Genomic DNA, 19,516 nt, shown 5'->3' with positions numbered 1-19,516 from the left:
CGGGCGGGCCCAAAGCCAATCGCGGATATCGCGAGAGGCCGGGTTGTTGGCGCTATCCACAGCAGCGTGATAAAGAAAATTGCGCAAAAGGAAGAAGGCCATGGCGCTCAACATCAAGGATCGCGAAACCGAGGAGGCCGTGCGCCTGCTCGCACGTCGCCGTGGCCTCAGCTTGACCGCAGCCGTGCGCCAGGCCGTCAGGACCGAGTTGGACAAGGATGAATTGTCAGAGGACGAGAAGGCGCGCCGCGTGGCGGAGAGCCACCGCTGGCTGGCCGAGTTCTACGAGCGGCACAGTATCAAGCCGGCCGAGAAGCCGATGACCAAGCAGGAAATGGACGACATCATCGGTTATGACGAGAACGGAATGTGGTGAAGATCGTGCTCGACAGCTCGGCCCTCGTCGCGATCTTGACCGGTGAAGTGGACGCGCCAGACATCCTCGGCCGCATCGCCGCAGCCTCCGAGAGATGCCTGTCAGCAACCAACCTTTTGGAAGCGCGCGTGGTGCTCGAACTCGGCCGTGGTGTGCCGGCTGCGCATCTCGCTGAGCTTATCGCCCGTTGGCAAGTCGACATCGTCTCCTTCGACGAAGCCCTCTGCGATCTCGCCTTCGAGGCCTACGGCCGCTTCGGCAGGGGCCGCCATCCCGCAAAGCTTAATATGGGCGACTGCGCCGCCTATGCGTTGGCGAAAGCCCGCGGCTGGCCGCTGCTCTACAAGGGCGAGGACTTCTCACAGACGGATATCGAGCGGGCCTAAGCCCGCCCGATCCATCGCATCACCCCGCCAGCGCAGCCTTCACCAGCCCGCTCGCCTTCCCGAAATCCATCTGGCCGGCGTAGTTGGCGCGCAGGATCGCGATGACCTTGCCCATGTCCTTGACCGAAGCCGCGCCGCTTTCGGTGACGGCGGCAGCGATCGCGGCCTTCACCTCGTCGTCGGACATCTGCTTCGGCAGGTAGGACGAGATCACCTCGACCTCGGTCTTTTCGCCTGCGGCGAGTTCGGGGCGGCCATTGGCCTCGTAGATCGTGATCGATTCCTGGCGCTGCTTGATCATCTTCTGGAGCAAGGCGAGGACTTCCTCCGTCGTAGCCTCGCCCTTGCCGGCGCCGCGCGCCTCGATGTCCTTCTCCTTCAGCGCGGCGATGATCAGGCGGATCGCGGCGACCTTCTCCTTCTGGCCGGCCTTCATCGCCTCCTTCATATCGGGCATGAAGCGCTCGCGCAGGCTGGTCATTGTGGGCATTCCCTTCTTGTGTCGCGGGGCATCGTCCCAAGGATTCCTCCCAAGACTCTGCGCCCACATCGATTGACGGCATGGAAGCGCGTCTTTAAGGCTCGCGCTCCAGACGACGGCGAGCGAAATCCGCTGCCGCCCATGCATTGCCGCAGCTAGCGCGGCCTGGACCGAGACATAGACATGACCGCACACGAAGGAAACCCCGCCGAGGCCGGCTGGAGCGAACCGCGCGCGACCGCGCTCCTGGTGCTGGCCGACGGCACGGTGCTGGAGGGCTTCGGCCTGGGCGCGACCGGCGAGGCGCCCGGCGAGGTCTGCTTCAATACGGCGATGACGGGCTATCAGGAAATCCTGACCGACCCGTCCTATGCCGGGCAGATCATCACCTTCACCTTCCCCCATGTCGGCAATGTCGGCGTGAACGAGGAGGACACCGAGACGGTCAACGCCGCCTCCTCCTCCGGCGTGCGCGGCGTCGTCCTCCACGCCGCCATCACCGAACCCTCGAACTGGCGCGCGAACCGTCATTTCGACGCCTGGCTGAAGGCGCGCAACATCGTCGGCATCTGCGGTGTCGACACCCGCGCGCTGACCGCGCTGATCCGCGACAACGGCATGCCGAACGCGATCCTGGCGCACTCGCCGGACGGCGTCTTCGACATCGCACGGCTGAAGAAGCTGGCGGCGGAACTGCCGGACATGGCGGGCCTCGACCTCGTGCCGCTGGTCACCTCGGCCCAGCGCTACGACTGGGCCGAGACGCCCTGGCAGTGGCCGGTCGGTTACGGCAAGCGCGAGAGTGTCGTCCACAAGGTCGTCGCCATCGACTACGGCGTGAAGCGCAACATCCTGCGCCTGCTTGCCAAGGCCGGCTGCGACGTCACCGTCGTGCCCTCGACCGCCAGCGCCGACGACATCATGGCGCTGAAGCCCGACGGCATCTTTCTGTCCAACGGCCCGGGCGACCCAGCCGCGACCGGCGAATACGCCGTGCCGGTCATCAAGGAACTGCTCGACAGGAAGGTCCCGACCTTCGGCATCTGTCTCGGCCATCAGATGATGGCGCTCGCCATCGGCGGCCAGACCATGAAGATGAAGCAGGGCCATCACGGCGCCAATCATCCGGTCCAGGACAAGACCACCGGCAAGGTCGAGATCGTCTCGATGAACCACGGCTTCGCGGTCGATCCGGCATCGCTGCCGGCGCATGCGGTCGAGACCCATGTCTCGCTCTTCGATGGCAGCAACAGTGGCATCGCGCTCACCGACCGCCCGGCCTTCAGCGTGCAGCACCACCCCGAGGCCTCGCCCGGCCCGCAGGACAGCCATTATCTCTTCAAGCGCTTCGTCGAGTTGATGGACAAGGAGAAGGCGGCGAAGGCCGCTTGAGCCAAGCAGCCTCGTTCTGGCGCTGCCGCATTGACAGCGCTCCCTACCTGCGCTTGAAGCACCCCATGAACCCGGCTACCTGCCTCGCCCGGAACTATTACGCCCCGTCTTCATAAGGCGGGTCGCATTCTCATGCTTCAACCGCCGCGCTGGCGGTTGAATTCAGGCAGTCACCCGGCATCGCGGCCCTCTCAGGGAACCAGACGATGCCGACCACCAGGAAATCCTTCCATTCCATAGGGCTGATAGGCTTCGGTGCCTTCGGCAAGCTGATGGCGCGCCATCTCCAGCCGCATCTGCCGCTGGTGGTGTTCGATCCGCAGCACCCCGTATTGCCCGACCCTGCCGGCCGCGGCCGCGTGCCGGGCGGCATCGCCGAGGTTGCAGCCTGCGACATCGTCATCCTGGCCGTGCCGGTCGACGCGATGAGCGGCGCTATCGCAAGGCTCGCACCGCATCTGCGCGCCGGTACGATCGTACTCGATGTCGGCTCGGTGAAGATCGAGCCCGCCCGCCAGCTGCTCGCCGGTCTGTCCGATCACGTCGAGATCATCGGAACCCATCCGCTGTTCGGGCCGCAGAGCGCCCGCAACGGCATCGCCGGACTGAAGCTCGCGCTCTGCCCGATCAGAAGCAGCAGCGCCGGGCGGATCGCGGCCTTCCTGCGCAGTCGTCTGAAGCTCGACGTCATCCTGACGACGCCGGACGCGCATGACCGCGACATGGCGATGGTCCAGGGCCTGACCCATCTCGTCGCCAAGATCCTCGTCGGCATGGGGCCCCTGCCGCGCCGGATGACGACCCGCAGCTTCGAATTGCTGATGCAGGCGACCGAGATGGTCCGCCACGACGCACCGTCCGTCTTCCACGCCATCGAGCGCGCCAATCCCCATGCACGGGCGGTACGCGAGCGCTTCTTCGCCCATGCCCGCGAGATCACGGTTGCACTGGATTCGGCGCATGACGGGCCGCGGCCCGCTGCCGCAGCCGGCGCTGCCAGCCCTTCCACGCCGGGCATTCCTGCCCTATTGCAGCGCAGCATCACGCAGGAAGCCCGCGCAGAACCATGATCCGTCTCGAAAATATCGGCAAGCAGAACGGCCAGCAGATTGTCTTCATCGAAGCCTCGGCCGCGATCCAGCGCGGCGAGAAGGTCGGCCTCGTCGGCCCTAACGGCGCCGGCAAGACAACGCTGTTCCGCATGATCACCGGCGAGGAGCAGCCCGACGAGGGCCAGGTCCAGGTCGATCGCGGCGTCACCATAGGCTATTTCAGCCAGGATGTCGGCGACATGGCGGGCGTCAGCGCGGTCTCGGCCGTGATGGATGGCGCCGGTCCGGTCAGCAGCGTCGCCGCCGAACTGCGCGAGCTGGAAGCCGCGATGGGCGACCCCGACCGCGCCGACGACATGGACGAGATCATCGCGCGTTACGGCGAGGTCCAGGGCCGCTTCGAGGAGCTCGACGGCTATGCGCTCGACGGGCGCGCCCGCGAGGTCCTGGCCGGTCTCGGCTTCAGCGCGGAGATGATGGACGGCGATGTCGGCGCGCTGTCCGGCGGCTGGAAGATGCGCGTCGCGCTCGCCCGCATCCTGCTGATGCGCCCCGACGCCATGCTGCTCGACGAGCCCTCGAACCATCTCGACCTCGAGAGCCTGATCTGGCTGGAATCCTTCCTCAAGGGCTATGACGGCGCCCTGCTGATGACTTCGCATGACCGCGAGTTCATGAACCGGATCGTCGGCAAGATCGTCGAGATCGATGCCGGCGCGCTGACCAGCTATTCCGGCAATTACGAGTTCTACCAGCAGCAGCGCGCTCTCTCCGAGAAACAGCAGCAGGCACAGTTCGAGCGCCAGCAGGCGATGCTCGCCAAGGAGATCGCCTTCATCGAGCGCTTCAAGGCGCGCGCCTCCCACGCCGCGCAAGTGCAGAGCCGGGTGAAGAAGCTCGATAAGATCGAGAAGGTCGAGCCGCCCAAACGTCGCCAGACCATCGCCTTCGATTTCCCGCCCGCGCCGCGCTCCGGCGAGGACGTCGTCACGCTCAAGGGCGTGTACAAGCGCTATGGCAGCCGCTCGATCTATGAGGGGCTGGATTTCCAGGTCCGCCGCAAGGAACGCTGGTGCGTCATGGGCATCAACGGCGCCGGCAAGTCGACGCTGCTCAAGCTCGTCACCGGAACGACCGAACCCGACGACGGCACCGTCGCTCTCGGCGGCAGCATCAAGCTCGGCTACTTTGCCCAGCACGCCATGGAGGTGCTCGACGGCGACCGCACCGTCTTCCAGGCGCTGGAAGACCGCTTCCCGCAAGCCGGCCAGGGCTCGCTGCGTGCACTCGCCGGCTGCTTCGGCTTCTCCGGCGACGATGTAGAGAAGCGCTGCCGTGTCCTCTCCGGCGGCGAGAAGGCTCGCCTCGTCATGGCGACAATGCTCTATGATCCGCCGAACTTCCTCGTGCTGGACGAGCCGACCAACCATCTCGACATCGCCACCAAGGAGATGCTGATCAATGCGCTCGCGCAATACGAGGGCACGATGCTCTTCGTCAGCCATGACCGCCATTTCCTGGCGGCTCTGTCGAACCGCACGCTGGAGCTGACGCCCGAGGGCGTCCATGCCTATGGCGGCGGCTACACGGAATATGTCGCCCGCACGGGCCAGGAAGCGCCGGGTCTGCGGAGCTAGCGTCTGCGGAACCTCGCCGTCTTTCCGGGGCAGGCCGAAGGCCTGAGCCCGGAACCCATAACCGCTAATCTGGCAGAATGAAGCGAGCGAGCGCCGCGTCTTCTTCTGAACCACCTGCGGTTATGGGTTCCGGGCTCGCCCTGCGGGCGCCCCGGAACTGCGGCGATTGGCAAAGCTGGGCCGGATATCTGACATAGCGCAATGTCGCGGCCCCTATGCCCCGATAGGACGCCGACCCTGGACCGAACCGCGAGCCAGCTGCCCATGACCGACAACCCGCTCACCCAGTCCGGCGCCGCCCACCCCGCGATCACCGATGCGATGATCGCAACGCTGGTACGCCGCTTCTACGAGCGGGCGCGCGAGGATGCCCTGATCGGGCCGATCTTCATGGGTGCGGTGCATGACTGGGACGAGCACATCGCCAACATCACCGATTTCTGGAGTTCGGTGATGCTGCGCACTGGGCGCTATCAGGGCCGGCCGATGCGCCCGCATCTGATCCTGCCGCTGGAACCCCGGCATTTCGACCGCTAGCTTAGCCTTTTCGAGGAGACGGCGGCCGAAATCTGCGGCGCGCCCGACATCGCGCAGGCCTTCACTGTCCGCGCGCGGCGCATCGCCGACAGCTTCGAGATGGCGCGCGCCAGCCAGCGCGGCGAGATCGCCCGCCCGCGGCACAGCCAAGGCTGATCATCAGCTCTAAGCTTCAGCTCGCCTGAGCCTGCGGGTCGAGGAAGGTCGCGAGCGCATCGGGAGCAGTGCCCGCTTCCGCCGCAATCCGCTTTGCCAGCGTCGCCGCCGCAGGGCGCGGCGCGCCGAGCGGCCGGTCGAGCCAATACGCGACCGGATTGAGCGCCGTGCGCACATCGACCCGGACCAGCCGGCCGTTCGCGACCTGCTCCTGCGCCAGCGGCGGCCGGGCCAGCGCGATACCGAGCCCATGCGCGGCCGCATCGAGCACGATGTTGTAGTCGTCGAAGCGGCGATCCTGCGGGCGAGGGCGATAGTCGAGCCCGCATGCCGCAAACCAGGCCCGCCAGCCTGCGGCATCGGAATCATGGATCAGCGGATGCGACAGAAGGCGCTGCGGCTCCCCCTCCCCGATCACGACCGCCAGCCTCTGTGAGGCGATCGGGAAGCACCACTCCTCGAACAGCTTCAGCGATATCCGGCCCGGTGCGCCGCCGCGTCCGCAGCGAATGCCGAGATCGACGCCCTCCTCCTCAAAATCGACCCTGCGATGCTCCGCCTGCAGCACCAGGCGCAGCACCGGCTCCTGCCCTTCCAGTGCCGCCAGCCGCGGCATCAGCCACAGAGAACAGATCGAGGGCGGCGCGCTGACGCGCACCACCGCCGCGCCGCGTTGCTCGCGCCAGCGATCCGACGTGTCGGCGATCAGCGCGAAGGCCTCCTGCGTGCGCTGGAGCAGATGCTGCCCCTCCGAGGTCAGCGCGACGCCGCGCGCTTGGCGCTGGAAGACGCGCAGGCCCAGCCAGTGCTCCAGCCGCGCCACCTGCCGGCTGACCGCACCATGGGTGAGGTTCAGCGAGGCGGCGGCGGCCGAGAAGCTGCCGGTACGGGCAGCCGCCTCGAAAGCCCGCAGCGATTCCAGCGGAGGCAATGTCGAGCTGTGATCCATATTCACAGCTCATGCGCGAATTGGTCGTTTGTCAATCAGCTCGACGGGGTATCTATCGATACGGTCGCAAGCTTCGACGGAGCCTCACCATGTCGACCGCCACCACCTGCCCTGCCCCCGCACCAGCCGCCCGGCTCGACGGCACGCTGCTCTTCACGATCACCTTCACGGTCACGGCCTGGGCCTCGTCCTTCCCGGCGATCCGCGCCGGGCTCGCCGGCTTCGGTCCGGCCGAGATGGCCTCGCTGCGTTTTGCCCTGGCGGGAGGCGTCGCCGCGCTCTTCCTCGTCGCGACGCGCGCCAAGCTGCCGGAGCGCGCCGATATCTGGCGCTTCCTCGTCGGCGGCGTCGTCTTCATCGCGGCCTATGCCGTGCTCCTGAATTTCGGCCAGCGCATCGTCCCGGCAGGACCCGCAAGCTTCATCATCAACACCAACCCGATCATGACCGCCGTGCTCGCCATGATACTGCTGGGTGAACGCTTCAGCCCGGTCGCGTGGCTCGGCACGGCGATCTCCTTCGCAGGCATCGGGCTGATCGCGCTTGGAAAGGGCCTCGATGTCGAGATTGGGCTATCCGTGCTGCTGATCCTCGGCGCCGCCTTCTGCAACGCCATCACCACGGTCGTGCAGAAACCTCTCTTCGCCCGCTACAAGCCGCTTTCGGTCGCAGCCTGGAACCAGGCGATCGGCGGCTTCGTGTTGCTGCCGTTCCTGCCCGCCGCCATTGCGCAGGCGCAGGTCGCGCCGAGCGTCTCCTTCTGGTCGGTGGTCTATTTAGCGGTGGTGCCGAGCCTGATCGCCTATGGCACCTGGGCGATCACACTCTCGCGCCTGCCCGCCGCCCGGGCCGCCAACTTCCAGTATTGCGTGCCGCCGATGGCAACGCTGATGGGCTTCCTCTGGCTCGGCGAAATCCCGACGCTGTTCGGCATCATCGGCGGCGCGATGGCGCTCGGCGGCGTCGTGATCGTCAACCTGAAACGTTGAGGCGCGGCCTTCCCAAAGCTGAGGAGAGGCTGCGATAGTCGCCGCCATGCCGGTGACGATCTTCCTGCTGCGCGCCGTCAATGTCGGCGGAGCGACAACGATCAAGATGGAGGCCCTGCGCGGCATTGCCGGAGCGCTGGGCTTCCGCCATTCCACGACGCTGCTGCAGAGCGGCAATCTCGTTGCCGCCCATGACGGCAACGCTCTTGAGGCTGCCGCCCGGCTGGAGACTGCACTGGCGAAGGACTTCGCTTACGCACCGGTCGTGATCACGCGCAGCAGCAGCGAACTCGACGAAGCCATAGCCGGGAATCCGCTGCCGCTATCGGCCGGACAGGATCCGAAATTCCTGCAGTATGTAGCGCTCGCCGGAATGCCCGGGCCCGCCGCGCTCGAACGCCTCACCTCGAACTATGCCGGTCCGGAGACGATCGCGCTGCGCGGCCCGGACCTGTTCGTCTACTATGGCGAAGGCGTCGGCCGTTCGAAGCTGACCAATGCGCTGATCGAGCGCCGCCTCGGCGTGAAGGGCACTGCCCGCAACTGGAACACGGTGACGAAGCTCGCATCGCTGGCTGGCGAGATCGCTGCGCGTGACTGAAGAGCCCTCCGCCACGATCCGGCTGCTCACCGTCGCGGATGCGCCGGCCTATCGCGCGCTACGCCTGAGCGCGCTGGCCGAAGCCCCGCGCGCTTTTGGCGCGAGCTACGAGGACGAGGCGGCGCGAAGCCTGGAGGTCATCGCGCGACGTCTCGAAGCCGGCCCGACCAACTGTGTATTCGGCGCGTTCATGGGCTCGGAAATTGTCGGCACCGCCGGCTTCGTCATCCCCAATGTCTCAGCCAAGTCGCGGCACAAAGGCCTGCTCGTCGGCGTCTACGTCAGCCAAGCCTGCCGCGGTCGCGCGATCGGGCGTGGCCTCGTCCAAAGGGTGATCGACCATGCCCGCAACCACGTCGTCCTGCTTCAAGCCGCAGTCGGTCTCGACAACGCCAGCGCGCGGCGCGTTTATGACGATCTCGGCTTTCGCGAATACGGGCTGGAGCGGAAGGCGCTGCTGGTCGACGGCGCCTATGTCGACGAGGCGCTTCTGGCGCTGCATTTCACCGCCTGAACGACCTCAGAAGCCCCGCGTCTGCAACTCCTTCTCGGCATCGCTGATATAATCGCGGATCACCGGCACGGCGCTCTTGTGCGGGCCGAGCAGGAGCTGGAACACCATGTCGCCGCCGATGTCGAAGGAGATCGAGCAGGCGCCGAGATAGAACTCCCACATCCGCGCGAAACGCTCGCCCATCATGGCGACGACCTCGGGGCGATGCGCCATGAAGCGCTCGCGCCAGGCCTCCAGCGTCCAGTGATAGTGCCGGCGCCAGAACTCGCAGTCGGACGACCACAGCCCAGTCTGCTCGACAGCCGCGAACACCTCCGACAGCGCCGGGGCATAGCCGCCGGGGAAGATGTACTTGTCGAAGAACGGCCCGGTGAAGCCCGGCGGGCCGACGCGGCCGATGCAGTGGACGAGTGCGATGCCATCAGGGGTCAGCAGGTCGCGGATCTTCTCGAAATATTCGAGGTAATGCGCGACGCCGACATGCTCCATCATGCCGACCGAGACGACTCGGTCGAACCGCCCGGTCAGCTCCCGATAATCCTTGTTGATGAAGGTGACGGCATCGCCGACACCAGCCGCTTCGGCCCGGCTTTGCGCAGCCGCCATCTGGTCCGGCGAGACGTTGAGGCCGGTCACCTTCGCGCCGCAGGCCTTGGCCAGATAGATCGCCAGTTGCCCCCAGCCGGAGCCGATGTCGAGCACCGTCATCCCCGGCTCGATCTTCAGCTTGGCGGCGATGTGCCTGAGCTTCGCCTGCTGCGCGTTCTCCAATCCGACATCCGGAGAATGCCAGTACGCGCATGAATAGGTCATCGTCTCGTCTAGCCAGAGTTTGTAGAACTCCGTCGGGATGTCGTAGTGGTGCTTGACCTTCTTGCCGGCGATGCCGAGCGGGTTGTGCATCCGGAAGCGCCTGATCCTGAAGCGGACATTGCGGATGACCTTCTGCAGCGGGTGCTTGCGCAGCTCCTTGCGCTGCAGCCAGAACAGGGTCAGCAGGTCGTGGATCGAGCCTTCCTCGAAATCGATCCTCCCATCCATATAGCCTTCGGCCAGCGCCAGCTCCGGATTGAGGAAGAGTTCGCGCTCGATCCTGTCGTCATGAAAACGCACGGTGACAGCCGGCGCAGTCTTGCGGACGCCCGCGAAGAGCAACTCGCCCGGCCCGGGGCCGAAGACATGGCGCTTGTCGTCGGGAGTGATCACGGTCAGGCGCCCCTGCCTGACGAAATTCTTGAGCAAACGCGGTAGCAGGAACATCACAGCCCTCTGAGTCCGGGCTTACCTTAGAGCATGTTTAGTCTCGCTGGGAACCGCCGCCAGCCTCGCACCACCTTCGCAGCCTAAGGTGCCGGTCAGAAGGCATGGCGAGAGCACGGCGGGATGGACAAGCGAGCATCGAAGCGGTGGAAATCGCATCTGCGGACGGCGAAGCTGCTCGACCGTTCGAAGCGCTTCCTCGTCGAGTGCCGCATCCTCGACCTGTCCGTGACCGGGGCGAAGCTGAAGCCGCAGACCGATCGCCCCCTCCCGCTCGATCTGTATTTCCACGACGAGGACATGGATTTCTCTTCACCGGCCACGATCGTCTGGATCGCCAATGGCGAAATCGGCGTTCGCTTCGCGCCGAAGCCGGATGCGACGTCGTGACGGGAATGAAAGCCGTCCCGGAGGCCGTCCAGCACCGTCAGACCTCAGGCAGACAAACGGGAACGACAGGGAACCGTCGCCGGGGTTCGGCGTTGAGGCGCTGCACCATGCCGGAGCCTGAAATGGAAGACGATCGAATCACCCGTATTGCCCGCGCCCTCTGCCGCTCCGCCAGGATCGATCCCGACAGCATCCTGACCACGCGCGACCTCGATCCGGAGCCCACACGACACGCCGAAAAGGCCAAGTATGCCGACGACGCGGTGCCAGCCTGGACGATGTTCCGCGGCGCCGCTCTGACCTTCATCCACAGCCATGACGAACGGATCGTGTCGCCGCTCTGAGGCGCCTCGCGGCTTGCTAAGGGGCGCGCAGCCGGCATAGTGCTCGGCCCTGCGCCGACGTTTCCGGCGCGATCCTGCGGAACGACGAGACGATGTCCTGGCGCGATTTCTGGAACGGCGAGCATGCGATCTATGTCTCGCAGCGCCACAAGGCCCTGCATTACCGCGGCATCGCCTCCGACCTGATCGCTCACATCCCGGCGCCGGACGCCGTCGTCCTCGACCATGGCTGCGGGGAGGCCCTCGATGCCGGTCGTGTCGCAGGAGCCTGCGGCAAGCTCTATCTTTGCGAGGCAGCGCCAAACGTGCGCGAGAAGCTGCGCGCGATGCTCGGGGCCAAGGCCAATGTCGCAGTCGTCTCGCCGGAAGAGGTCGAGGCGCTTCCAGAGGCAAGCGTTGATCTCGTCGTCGCCAACTCGCTGATCCAGTATCTCTCCAGGGCCGAGCTGGAGGCGCTGCTCGCGCTCTGGCTTCGCAAGCTCAAGCCCGGCGGCAAGCTCGTCGTCGCCGACGTCATCCCCCCCGATGTCAGCCCGCTGACGGATGCATCGCAATTGCTCGCCTTCGCCTGGCGCGGCGGCTTCCTCGGCGCGGCGCTGGCCGGTCTCGTCCGCACCGCCTTCTCCGACTACCGCAAGCTCCGCGCTCAGTATGGGCTCTCGACCTATCGCGCCGACGAGATCACGACACTGATGAGCGCAGCCGGCTACGCAGCGGTGACCCGCGCGGCGAATTTCGGGCACAACCCGCATCGCATGACCTTCGCGGGCACGAGGCCGGCCTGACCGCCGTCCGCCAACTCGGCTTCCATGAGGAAATGACCCAATGCATATCGGCTTGATCGGGGGCATCGGCGTTGCCGCGACGGTCGTCTACTATCAGAGGCTGACGGCAGCGGCAGCGGCGCGCGGTGTCTCCAAGCTCGAACTCACCATCGTCCATGGCGAGATTCAGGAGCTGATCCGCAACAATCTCGCCGATCGCAGGACCGAGCAGGCGCAGGCCTTCCTCCCCCTGGTCGAGCGCCTGAAAGCGGCAGGTTGCGATTGCGCCGCCCTGTCATCGCTCGGCGCGCATTTCTGCCTGGACGAGCTGGTGGCGCTGTCGCCCTTGCCGATCGTTTCCGCGGTCGCACCTCTCGACGCCTATTTCGTCGAACAGGGCATCGGCAAGATCGGGTTACTGGGAACCCGTGTGGTGATGCGCACGCGCCTTTACGGCCAACTCGTCCACACCAAGGCGATGGCGCTGGACGACGAGATCGAGCTTCTCGGCCAAACCTATCAGGACATCGCCGTCGCCGGAATCTGCTCGCCGCAGCAGCGGGCACTCTTCCTCGATGCAGGCCGGCGCATGACCGCGGCGGGGGCCGACGCGATCGTCCTTGCGGGCACCGACCTCAATCTCGCCTTCGACGGCCAGAACCCGGGCTACCGGGTGATCGACGCACTGAATGTACATGTCGATCTGCTTGCGGATCTGGCTGCGGGTCTCAAATCCCTGGGCAAGGTGCCATCATAGCATCGCTGGCACTGGCCTCTCAGGCCACCCGGTCGGCGAAGCTGAAAAACTTGTGCCCCAGGAACGAGAACACCATCACGATGCCGGTCGTGACAAGCTGCATCGGCAGATAGGGCAGAGCCAGCCGCGCCACGAACAGATGCATCAGGATGCCGGTCAGCACGAAGCCGCCGGCGGCGATCAGGGCGAAGCGCCAGGTCGCCTGGGCATGGCTGTGCGTGGCGTCGAAGGTCAGCCAGCGGTTGAGCGTGTAGGAGACGATGGCGCCGACGATGAAGCCGGCGAGCGTTGCCGGCACCGGATCGACCTTGGCAAGCTCGACCAGCCCGATCAGAACGCCGTAATGCGCGACGGCCGTCAGCCCGCCGGAGAAGACGTAAGCCACGAGTTGGCGGGCCTGGCGGGGATAGCGGCGGATGGGCATCCGGGCTTCTAACCCCGAATGCCCAAGCCTTGTCTACCCGCCGCGTTCAGGCCCGCGCCTCGAACACCATGTTGAACGGCGTCTCGGTCGCGCGGCGGAAATGCGAGAAGCCGGCATCGAGCACGACCTTGCGCAGCCGCATTTCACCGGCCTGGGCGCCGAGACAGAGGCCAACCTCCTGCGACTGCGAGGCCGGCGTGCAGATCATCGTCGACGCTCCGTAGAAGATCCGCCCGACCGGGTTGAGATTGTCCTTCAGGCTGTCATTCGCGAAGGGCTCGACGATCATCCAGGTGCCGTCCTTGCCGAGCGTCTCCCGCACATGGCGGCCGGCGCCGACGGGGTCGCCCATGTCGTGCAGACAATCGAACATCGCGACGAGGTCGTATTGCTTGGCCGGAAAGTCCTTGGCCGACGCACGCTCGAAGACGATGCGGTCTCCGACGCCTGCCTTCTGGGCCTCCGCGCGCGCCCGTTCGATCGAGGGGCCGTGATAGTCGAAGCCGAAGAAGCGGGCATTCGGATAGGCCTTTGCCATCAGGATGGTCGAGGCGCCATGCCCGCAGCCGACATCGGCGACGGTCGCGCCCCGATTGAGCTTGGCTTCCACCCCCTCGAGAGCCGGAATCCAGCTCTCCGTCAGATTGGCGTTGTAGCCGGGCCGGAAGAAGCGCTCCGTGCCGCGGAACAGGCATTTGCTGTGTTCGTGCCAGCCGAGACCCTCACCGCTGCGGAACGCGGTCTCGACCTTCGGCTCGTCGACCCACATCGACTGGATGATCTCGAAGGCGCCGGCGAAGAACGCCGGGCTGTCCTCCTCGGCGAAGGCCAGCGCTTGCTCGGGCGAGAGGCTGAAACGGTCGGTCTCGGCGTCATAGTCGATATACTCGGCTGCAGCCTGGCCCGAGAGCCACTCCCGGATATAGCGCTCCTTGAAACCCGTCTTGGCAGCGAGTTCCTGCGACGTTACCGGCTTGCCGTCCGCCATCGCCTTGTAGAGGCCGAGTTGGTCTCCCAGGACGACCAGGGCGCCCGTGATGGAAACACCGACGTCTCCGACGAGACGCCCGACCAGTGCATCGAGTTTCTGAGGGTCGGCAGCGCGCATGGCCTTGCTCCTCGGGTTCGGGGCGCGGCCGGGCCTGACGCGAACCGGCATGGCGCCATCGCGAAAAACAAAAAGGTATACCCGGCGCGAAGCGAGTCAACGCAGCGAAGTCGGACCCGGGGCCGGTGGCCGAGAAGCCTTTTCAGGCGCGGCAGAGTTGGCCTTCGGGTATCCGCGGGAGGTTGGGGTCGCGTCGCGCCGCTTCGATCACGCTGTCGAGCAACCCGGGAAAGCGGCGGTCGAACTCGTCGCGACGCAGGCTGATCAGGCGCAGGGTTCCCTCCACCCGCACCCGGGTCACGCCGGCCTCGCGCAGCTTGGTGAAGTGGTAGGTCAGCAGGGACGGCGAGGCGAGATCGTTGAAGCTGCCGCAGCGCGCCTCGACCTCGGCGCCATCGGCCAGCGCCACCAGGATGCCGAGCCTGATCGGATCGGCCAGCGCGGCAAACACCGCGGCCGGCTCGACGGCATCCATATCGGGGTGGAAGACCGGTTTCATGCGTCTCCAGATAGGAGATCGCCGCGCTCCTGACAATATTCAACATTCGTTGAAATTAGCCTTGACGCGAAGCCGACCCGACCTAAATTCAATGATCATTGAAATTCACCGAGGAGCCGCTTCATGCCGCGCCTCCGGGACGCAAGGACGCTGCCATGGATACCCGTCTCCTCTGGCTTGCCGGCGGCGCCTTCGCCATCGGCACGGGCACGCTGATCATCACCGGCATCCTGCCTGACCTCTCGGCCGGACTGCGCGTCTCGGTCGACACGGCGGGTCTACTGATCACGATCTTCGCGCTGGCCTATGCAATCGGCTCGCCCGTGCTCTCGACCATCTTCGGCAACATCGACCGCAAGGCCGTGCTGGCCGGCGCGATGGCGGTCTTCGGCCTCGCCAATCTCGGCGCGGCGCTGGCGAGCGACTTCACGCTGGTCATGGCGGCGCGCGTCGTCATGGCGCTGGCGGCGGGCGTCTACATGCCGGCCGCCAACGCGGTCGCCGTCGCGCTGGTGCCGCCCGAGCGCCGCGGCCGGGCCATCGCGCTGGTCACCGGCGGCATGACGGTATCACTCATTCTCGGCGTACCCTTCGGCACGGCGGTGGTCGGCTTCGGCGGCTGGCACCTCGCCTTCCTGCTGGTCGCCCTGTTCAGCGCCTTGTCGCTGGCCGGCCTGATGGCGAAGCTGCCTTCCGGCCTGCCGCGCGGCGCCAATTCGCTGCGCGAGCGTCTGGCGGTCGCACGCCGCGGCGACGTCCTGCTGGCGCTCGCCACGACCATGCTGTGGACCACCGGCGCCTTCACGCTCTACACCTATATCGCGCCCTTCCTCGCCGCCCATGCCGGCATCGCCGGCCCCTGGCTTGGGGCTGCGCTCGTCGTCTCAGGCGTCGGCTCGGCGCTCGGCAACCAGATCGGCGGCATCGCCAGCGACCGCTTCGGCCCGGAGCGGACCCTCGTCGTCGTGCTGAGCGTGCTGGCGCTCGCCCTGTTCGGCGCCTCGCTGACAGCCGTGGCGCTCCCCCCAGCTACCGCGATCTTCGTCATCCCCGTCATCATGCTGGTCTGGAGCGGGGCGGGCTGGGCCGGCCACCCCTCGCAGATGTCGCGGCTTGCCGCGATGGCCCCCGACGCGACGGTCGTCGCGCTCTCGCTCAACGCCTCGGCGCTCTATCTCGGCATCGCCGCCGGCGCGGCGCTGGGCCAGCAGACCTTGCGCAACGGCGGCACCTGGCCATTGGGCTTCGTCGGCGCGGCCTGCGAGGTGATCGCGCTCGCCGTGCTGATCATCGCCATGCGACGGCGGCAGCCGGCCCGCCGCGCGCTGGAGATCGAACCGCTGGAGCAGGCTGCACAGCCTGTGCGCTGAGATTGGTCGTACGCGGTTTTAGCTTCCCCCCGCCGCTCCTCCCCTCTATAGCGAGCGCCTAGCATTCATTTCAGGCGCTCGCACCGGCCCGCTCGCATGATCGGACGGCAGGTGGCGCGCGCCCTTGCCAGAGACAAAAGCCGAGCCCCATGCCCAAGCGCACAGACATCAAGACCATCCTGATCATCGGCGCGGGCCCCATCATCATCGGCCAGGCCTGCGAGTTCGACTATTCCGGCACCCAGGCCTGCAAGACGCTGAAGGCCGAGGGCTACCGCATCGTGCTGGTGAACTCGAACCCGGCCACGATCATGACCGATCCGGACCTGGCAGACGCGACCTATGTCGAGCCCATCACTCCGGAGATCGTCGCCAAGATCATCGAGAAGGAGCGCAACGTCCTGCCCGGCGGCTTTGCCCTGCTGCCGACCATGGGCGGCCAGACCGCGCTGAACTGCGCGCTCTCGCTCAACCAGAAGAACCTGGTCGACGCGAACGGCAACAAGATCAGCGTGCTCGAGAAGTTCGATGTCGAGATGATCGGCGCGACCGCCGAGGCGATCGACAAGGCCGAGGACCGCGAACTCTTCCGCGAGGCGATGACCAAGATCGGCCTCTCCACGCCGCGTTCGCACCACGTCAAGAATCTCGGCCAGGCGCTGACCGCGCTGGACGATATCGGCCTGCCGGCGATCATCCGCCCGTCCTTCACCATGGGCGGCACCGGCGGCGGCATCGCCTACAACAAGGGCGAGTTCATCGAGATCTGCGAACGCGGCTTCGATGCCTCCCCCACCAGCGAGATCCTGATCGAGGAGAGCGTGCTGGGTTGGAAGGAATACGAGATGGAGGTGGTCCGCGACAAAAAGGACAACTGCATCATCGTCTGCTCGATCGAGAACATCGACCCGATGGGCGTCCATACCGGCGATTCGATCACGGTGGCTCCGGCGCTGACGCTGACCGACAAGGAATACCAGATCATGCGCGACGCCTCCCTGGCGGTGCTGCGCGAGATCGGCGTCGAGACCGGCGGCTCGAACGTTCAGTTCGCGGTCGATCCCGCCACGGGCCGGATGATCGTCATCGAGATGAACCCGCGTGTATCGAGGTCTTCCGCGCTGGCGTCGAAAGCCACGGGCTTCCCGATCGCCAAGGTCGCGGCGCGCCTCGCCATCGGCTACACGCTCGACGAAATCGAGAACGACATCACCGGCGGCGCGACGCCGGCCTCCTTCGAGCCGACGATCGACTATGTCGTCACCAAGATCCCGCGCTTCGCCTTCGAAAAGTTCCCCGGCGCCGAACCGACGCTGACCACCGCGATGAAGTCGGTCGGCGAAGCCATGGCGATCGGCCGGACCTTCCAGGAATCGCTGCAGAAGGCGCTGCGCTCGCTGGAGACCGGCCTCGACGGGCTCGACGAGATCGAGGTCGATGGGCTCGGCAAGGGCGACGACAAGAACGCGATCAAGGCCGCGCTCTCGACGCCGACGCCCGACCGCATCCTCCAGGTCGCACAGGCGATGCGCTTAGGCTTCACCGACGCGCAGATCCATGAGAGCTGCAAGATCGACCCCTGGTTCCTCGAGCAGATGCGCGGAATCGTCGACACCGAGGAGAAGGTGCGCAAGTTCGGCCTGCCACAGACGCCGGGCGCCTTCCGGCAGGTCAAGGCGATGGGCTTCTCCGACAAGCGCCTCGCGGCCGTCGCGGGCAAGACCGAGGCCGAGGTCAAGGCGCTCCGGCGCTCGCTCGACGTCCGCCCGGTCTACAAGCGCATCGACACCTGTGCCGCCGAATTCGCCTCGCCGACGGCCTATATGTACTCGACCTATGCCATGCCCTTCGCCGGCAAGGCGGCCGATGAAGCCAACCCGTCCGATCGCAAGAAAGTGGTCATCCTCGGCGGCGGTCCGAACCGCATCGGCCAGGGCATCGAATTCGACTATTGCTGCTGCCATGCCTGCTACGCGCTCAGGGATGCGGGCTACGAGACCATCATGGTCAACTGCAACCCCGAGACCGTCTCGACCGACTACGACACCTCTGACCGGCTCTATTTCGAGCCGCTGACGGCCGAGGACGTGCTCGAGATCCTGGAGACCGAGAAGCAGAACGGCACGCTGCACGGCGTCATTGTCCAGTTCGGCGGCCAGACCCCGCTGAAGCTGGCCCATGCGCTGGAGCAGGCCGGCATCCCGATCCTCGGCACCTCGCCTGATGCGATCGACCTCGCCGAGGACCGCGACCGCTTCAAGCGCCTGCTCGACAAGCTGCAGCTCAAGCAGCCCAAGAACGGCATCGCCTATTCGGTCGAGCAGGCCCGCATGATCGCGGCCGAGCTCGGCCTGCCCTTCGTCGTGCGGCCCTCCTACGTGCTCGGCGGACGCGCCATGGCGATCATCCGCGACGAGGCGATGTTCGAGGACTATCTGCTCGGCACCCTGCCCTCGCTGATCCCCTCCGAGGTCAAGGCCAAGTACCCGAACGACAAGACCGGCCAGATCAACACGGTGCTCGGCAAGAACCCGCTGCTGTTCGACCGCTACCTGTCGGACGCCATCGAGGTCGATGTCGACTGCCTCGCCGACGGCAAGGAGGCCTTCATCGCCGGCATCATGGAGCATATCGAGGAGGCCGGCATCCATTCCGGCGACTCGGCCTGCTCGCTGCCGCCGCGCTCGCTCTCGCTCGCGACCATCGCCGAACTGGAGCGCCAGACCAAGGCGATGGCGCTGGCGCTCGATGTCGGCGGGCTGATGAACGTCCAGTACGCGATCAAGGACGGTGAGATCTATGTCCTGGAGGTGAACCCGCGCGCCTCGCGCACCGTGCCTTTCGTCGCCAAGGTCATCGGCATCCCGGTCGCCAAGATCGCCGCCCGGATCATGGCCGGCGAGAGCCTGGCGAGCTTCGGCCTGAAGCCCCCGAGCCTCGGCCATGTCGGCGTCAAGGAGGCGGTATTCCCCTTCGCGCGCTTCCCTGGCGTCGACGTGCTGCTCGGCCCCGAAATGCGCTCGACCGGCGAAGTCATCGGCCTCGACCGCTCCTTCGACATCGCCTTCGCCAAGAGCCAGCTCGGAGCGGGATCCAAGGTCCCGGTCAAGGGCACGGTCTTCGTCTCGGTCCGCGACGAGGACAAGCCGCGCATTGTCGCGACCGTCAGGATGCTGGCCGATCTCGGCTTCCGGGTGCTTGCGACGGGCGGAACCTTGCGCCTGCTCCAGGACGAAGGCATCGCCGCGACGAAGATCAACAAGGTGCTGGAAGGCCGCCCGCACGTCGTCGACGCGATCAAGAACGGCGAAATCCAGCTCGTCTTCAATACCACCGACGGCCCGCAGGCGCTCGCAGATTCCCGTTCGTTGCGCCGGACGGCCCTCTTGCACAAGGTTCCCTATTATACCACCTTGGCCGGAGCGATCGCGGCGGCGGAAGGCATCAAGGCCTATTGCAGCGGCGATCTCGAAGTACGGTCGCTGCAATCCTACTTCGTGCGCGCAGCCTGAAAACGGCAGGCCGGCGAA

The 19,516-nt window shown here is 66.2% G+C and carries 20 protein-coding genes and 1 pseudogene; 15 read left to right on the top strand and 6 right to left on the bottom strand.

Annotated elements, in window-relative coordinates; genetic code table 11:
* Positions 1-100: 100 nt before the first annotated feature.
* Positions 101-376, top strand: a complete 276-nt coding sequence (locus AC1RMY_RS05810; RefSeq protein ID WP_492863004.1) for a type II toxin-antitoxin system VapB family antitoxin — start codon at positions 101-103, stop codon at positions 374-376.
* A complete protein-coding gene (locus tag AC1RMY_RS05805) occupies positions 370-762 on the top strand; it encodes a type II toxin-antitoxin system VapC family toxin (protein ID WP_492863003.1) in 393 nt (130 codons plus the stop codon). Before AC1RMY_RS05810 ends, AC1RMY_RS05805 begins: the two co-directional genes overlap by 7 nt.
* A 19-nt stretch (positions 763-781) precedes the next feature.
* On the opposite strand, the gene AC1RMY_RS05800 is transcribed toward AC1RMY_RS05805, so the two are convergent.
* A complete protein-coding gene (locus AC1RMY_RS05800) occupies positions 782-1,252 on the bottom strand; it encodes a GatB/YqeY domain-containing protein (RefSeq protein WP_492863002.1) in 471 nt (156 codons plus the stop codon).
* Positions 1,253-1,426: 174 nt separating this feature from the next.
* Here AC1RMY_RS05800 and carA point away from each other — a divergent pair, with 174 nt between their 5' ends.
* From carA to AC1RMY_RS05780, 4 genes and pseudogenes are all read left to right on the top strand, one after another.
* On the top strand, positions 1,427-2,635 hold the full coding sequence (carA, locus tag AC1RMY_RS05795) for a glutamine-hydrolyzing carbamoyl-phosphate synthase small subunit (protein ID WP_492863001.1): 1,209 nt from the start codon (positions 1,427-1,429) through the stop codon (positions 2,633-2,635).
* A 206-nt stretch (positions 2,636-2,841) separates the two neighbouring features.
* A complete protein-coding gene (locus AC1RMY_RS05790) occupies positions 2,842-3,705 on the top strand; it encodes a prephenate dehydrogenase/arogenate dehydrogenase family protein (RefSeq protein WP_492863000.1) in 864 nt (287 codons plus the stop codon).
* Entirely contained in the window at positions 3,702-5,324 is a 1,623-nt protein-coding gene (locus AC1RMY_RS05785) for an ABC-F family ATP-binding cassette domain-containing protein (protein ID WP_492862999.1), read from the top strand. Before AC1RMY_RS05790 ends, AC1RMY_RS05785 begins: the two co-directional genes overlap by 4 nt.
* A gap of 264 nt (positions 5,325-5,588) precedes the next feature.
* Positions 5,589-6,017: pseudogene (locus AC1RMY_RS05780) on the top strand (group III truncated hemoglobin).
* A gap of 16 nt (positions 6,018-6,033) precedes the next feature.
* Here AC1RMY_RS05780 and AC1RMY_RS05775 read toward each other — a convergent pair.
* On the bottom strand, positions 6,034-6,966 hold the full coding sequence (locus AC1RMY_RS05775) for a LysR substrate-binding domain-containing protein (RefSeq protein WP_492862998.1): 933 nt from the start codon (positions 6,964-6,966) through the stop codon (positions 6,034-6,036).
* Positions 6,967-7,055: 89 nt separating this feature from the next.
* Between AC1RMY_RS05775 and AC1RMY_RS05770 the strand changes: the two genes are divergently transcribed.
* The 3 genes from AC1RMY_RS05770 to AC1RMY_RS05760 are packed head-to-tail and all read left to right on the top strand — an operon-like array spanning position 7,056 to position 9,070.
* The gene (locus tag AC1RMY_RS05770) at positions 7,056-7,955 is read left to right on the top strand and encodes a DMT family transporter (RefSeq protein ID WP_492862997.1); all 900 of its coding nucleotides are present in this window, start codon (positions 7,056-7,058) and stop codon (positions 7,953-7,955) included.
* 46 nt (positions 7,956-8,001) lie between these two features.
* On the top strand, positions 8,002-8,556 hold the full coding sequence (locus tag AC1RMY_RS05765; RefSeq protein WP_492862996.1) for a DUF1697 domain-containing protein: 555 nt from the start codon (positions 8,002-8,004) through the stop codon (positions 8,554-8,556).
* A complete protein-coding gene (locus tag AC1RMY_RS05760; RefSeq protein WP_492862995.1) occupies positions 8,549-9,070 on the top strand; it encodes a GNAT family N-acetyltransferase in 522 nt (173 codons plus the stop codon). Before AC1RMY_RS05765 ends, AC1RMY_RS05760 begins: the two co-directional genes overlap by 8 nt.
* Before the next feature lie 6 nt (positions 9,071-9,076).
* Here the strand turns inward: AC1RMY_RS05760 and AC1RMY_RS05755 are convergent, their stop codons facing one another.
* Entirely contained in the window at positions 9,077-10,330 is a 1,254-nt protein-coding gene (locus AC1RMY_RS05755; protein ID WP_492862994.1) for a class I SAM-dependent methyltransferase, read from the bottom strand.
* A 123-nt stretch (positions 10,331-10,453) separates the two neighbouring features.
* On the opposite strand from AC1RMY_RS05755, the gene AC1RMY_RS05750 reads away from it, so the two are divergent.
* The 4 genes from AC1RMY_RS05750 to AC1RMY_RS05735 all read left to right on the top strand — a co-directional run bounded on the left by AC1RMY_RS05750 (position 10,454) and on the right by AC1RMY_RS05735 (position 12,585).
* A complete protein-coding gene (locus AC1RMY_RS05750) occupies positions 10,454-10,720 on the top strand; it encodes a PilZ domain-containing protein (protein ID WP_492862993.1) in 267 nt (88 codons plus the stop codon).
* 122 nt (positions 10,721-10,842) lie between these two features.
* Positions 10,843-11,064 (top strand): hypothetical protein, encoded by a 222-nt coding sequence (locus AC1RMY_RS05745; RefSeq protein ID WP_492862992.1) that lies wholly within the window; start codon positions 10,843-10,845, stop codon positions 11,062-11,064.
* A gap of 92 nt (positions 11,065-11,156) precedes the next feature.
* On the top strand, positions 11,157-11,849 hold the full coding sequence (locus tag AC1RMY_RS05740) for a class I SAM-dependent methyltransferase (protein ID WP_492862991.1): 693 nt from the start codon (positions 11,157-11,159) through the stop codon (positions 11,847-11,849).
* A gap of 40 nt (positions 11,850-11,889) precedes the next feature.
* Complete coding sequence (locus AC1RMY_RS05735; protein ID WP_492862990.1) at positions 11,890-12,585, top strand: aspartate/glutamate racemase family protein; 696 nt, start codon at positions 11,890-11,892, stop codon at positions 12,583-12,585.
* Positions 12,586-12,604: 19 nt separating this feature from the next.
* Here AC1RMY_RS05735 and AC1RMY_RS05730 read toward each other — a convergent pair whose 3' ends face one another.
* The 3 genes from AC1RMY_RS05730 to AC1RMY_RS05720 all read right to left on the bottom strand — a co-directional run bounded on the left by AC1RMY_RS05730 (position 12,605) and on the right by AC1RMY_RS05720 (position 14,616).
* Entirely contained in the window at positions 12,605-13,009 is a 405-nt protein-coding gene (locus tag AC1RMY_RS05730) for a GtrA family protein (protein WP_492862989.1), read from the bottom strand.
* Positions 13,010-13,055: 46 nt separating this feature from the next.
* Complete coding sequence (locus tag AC1RMY_RS05725; RefSeq protein ID WP_492862987.1) at positions 13,056-14,117, bottom strand: class I SAM-dependent methyltransferase; 1,062 nt, start codon at positions 14,115-14,117, stop codon at positions 13,056-13,058.
* 142 nt (positions 14,118-14,259) lie between these two features.
* Positions 14,260-14,616, bottom strand: a complete 357-nt coding sequence (locus tag AC1RMY_RS05720; RefSeq protein WP_492862986.1) for an ArsR/SmtB family transcription factor — start codon at positions 14,614-14,616, stop codon at positions 14,260-14,262.
* A 155-nt stretch (positions 14,617-14,771) separates the two neighbouring features.
* On the opposite strand from AC1RMY_RS05720, the gene AC1RMY_RS05715 reads away from it, so the two are divergent.
* Positions 14,772-15,986 (top strand): MFS transporter, encoded by a 1,215-nt coding sequence (locus AC1RMY_RS05715; protein ID WP_492862985.1) that lies wholly within the window; start codon positions 14,772-14,774, stop codon positions 15,984-15,986.
* A 149-nt stretch (positions 15,987-16,135) separates the two neighbouring features.
* Positions 16,136-19,498, top strand: coding sequence for a carbamoyl-phosphate synthase large subunit (gene carB, locus AC1RMY_RS05710; protein WP_492862984.1), 3,363 nt, complete (start codon positions 16,136-16,138; stop codon positions 19,496-19,498).
* Positions 19,499-19,516: the final 18 nt, after the last annotated feature.

This window comes from Allobosea sp. GW822-FHT03F07, from assembly GCF_058801345.1.
Note: the sequence above shows the minus strand (reverse complement) of the source record. Positions and strands in the feature narration are given on the sequence as shown.

Excerpts from the sequence above, each read along its gene's own strand:
- AC1RMY_RS05765 (WP_492862996.1), top strand. The coding sequence starts at position 8,002 with ATGCCGGTGACGATCTTCCTGCTGCGCGCCGTCAATGTCGGCGGAGCG.
- carB (WP_492862984.1), top strand. The coding sequence starts at position 16,136 with ATGCCCAAGCGCACAGACATCAAGACCATCCTGATCATCGGCGCGGGC.
- AC1RMY_RS05775 (WP_492862998.1), bottom strand. The coding sequence starts at position 6,966 with ATGGATCACAGCTCGACATTGCCTCCGCTGGAATCGCTGCGGGCTTTC.
- AC1RMY_RS05720 (WP_492862986.1), bottom strand. The coding sequence starts at position 14,616 with ATGAAACCGGTCTTCCACCCCGATATGGATGCCGTCGAGCCGGCCGCG.
- AC1RMY_RS05810 (WP_492863004.1), top strand. The coding sequence starts at position 101 with ATGGCGCTCAACATCAAGGATCGCGAAACCGAGGAGGCCGTGCGCCTG.
- AC1RMY_RS05725 (WP_492862987.1), bottom strand. The coding sequence starts at position 14,117 with ATGCGCGCTGCCGACCCTCAGAAACTCGATGCACTGGTCGGGCGTCTC.
- AC1RMY_RS05770 (WP_492862997.1), top strand. The coding sequence starts at position 7,056 with ATGTCGACCGCCACCACCTGCCCTGCCCCCGCACCAGCCGCCCGGCTC.
- AC1RMY_RS05750 (WP_492862993.1), top strand. The coding sequence starts at position 10,454 with ATGGACAAGCGAGCATCGAAGCGGTGGAAATCGCATCTGCGGACGGCG.
- AC1RMY_RS05800 (WP_492863002.1), bottom strand. The coding sequence starts at position 1,252 with ATGCCCACAATGACCAGCCTGCGCGAGCGCTTCATGCCCGATATGAAG.
- AC1RMY_RS05730 (WP_492862989.1), bottom strand. The coding sequence starts at position 13,009 with ATGCCCATCCGCCGCTATCCCCGCCAGGCCCGCCAACTCGTGGCTTAC.
- AC1RMY_RS05740 (WP_492862991.1), top strand. The coding sequence starts at position 11,157 with ATGTCCTGGCGCGATTTCTGGAACGGCGAGCATGCGATCTATGTCTCG.
- AC1RMY_RS05715 (WP_492862985.1), top strand. The coding sequence starts at position 14,772 with ATGGATACCCGTCTCCTCTGGCTTGCCGGCGGCGCCTTCGCCATCGGC.
- AC1RMY_RS05790 (WP_492863000.1), top strand. The coding sequence starts at position 2,842 with ATGCCGACCACCAGGAAATCCTTCCATTCCATAGGGCTGATAGGCTTC.
- AC1RMY_RS05735 (WP_492862990.1), top strand. The coding sequence starts at position 11,890 with ATGCATATCGGCTTGATCGGGGGCATCGGCGTTGCCGCGACGGTCGTC.
- AC1RMY_RS05745 (WP_492862992.1), top strand. The coding sequence starts at position 10,843 with ATGGAAGACGATCGAATCACCCGTATTGCCCGCGCCCTCTGCCGCTCC.
- AC1RMY_RS05785 (WP_492862999.1), top strand. The coding sequence starts at position 3,702 with ATGATCCGTCTCGAAAATATCGGCAAGCAGAACGGCCAGCAGATTGTC.
- carA (WP_492863001.1), top strand. The coding sequence starts at position 1,427 with ATGACCGCACACGAAGGAAACCCCGCCGAGGCCGGCTGGAGCGAACCG.
- AC1RMY_RS05755 (WP_492862994.1), bottom strand. The coding sequence starts at position 10,330 with ATGTTCCTGCTACCGCGTTTGCTCAAGAATTTCGTCAGGCAGGGGCGC.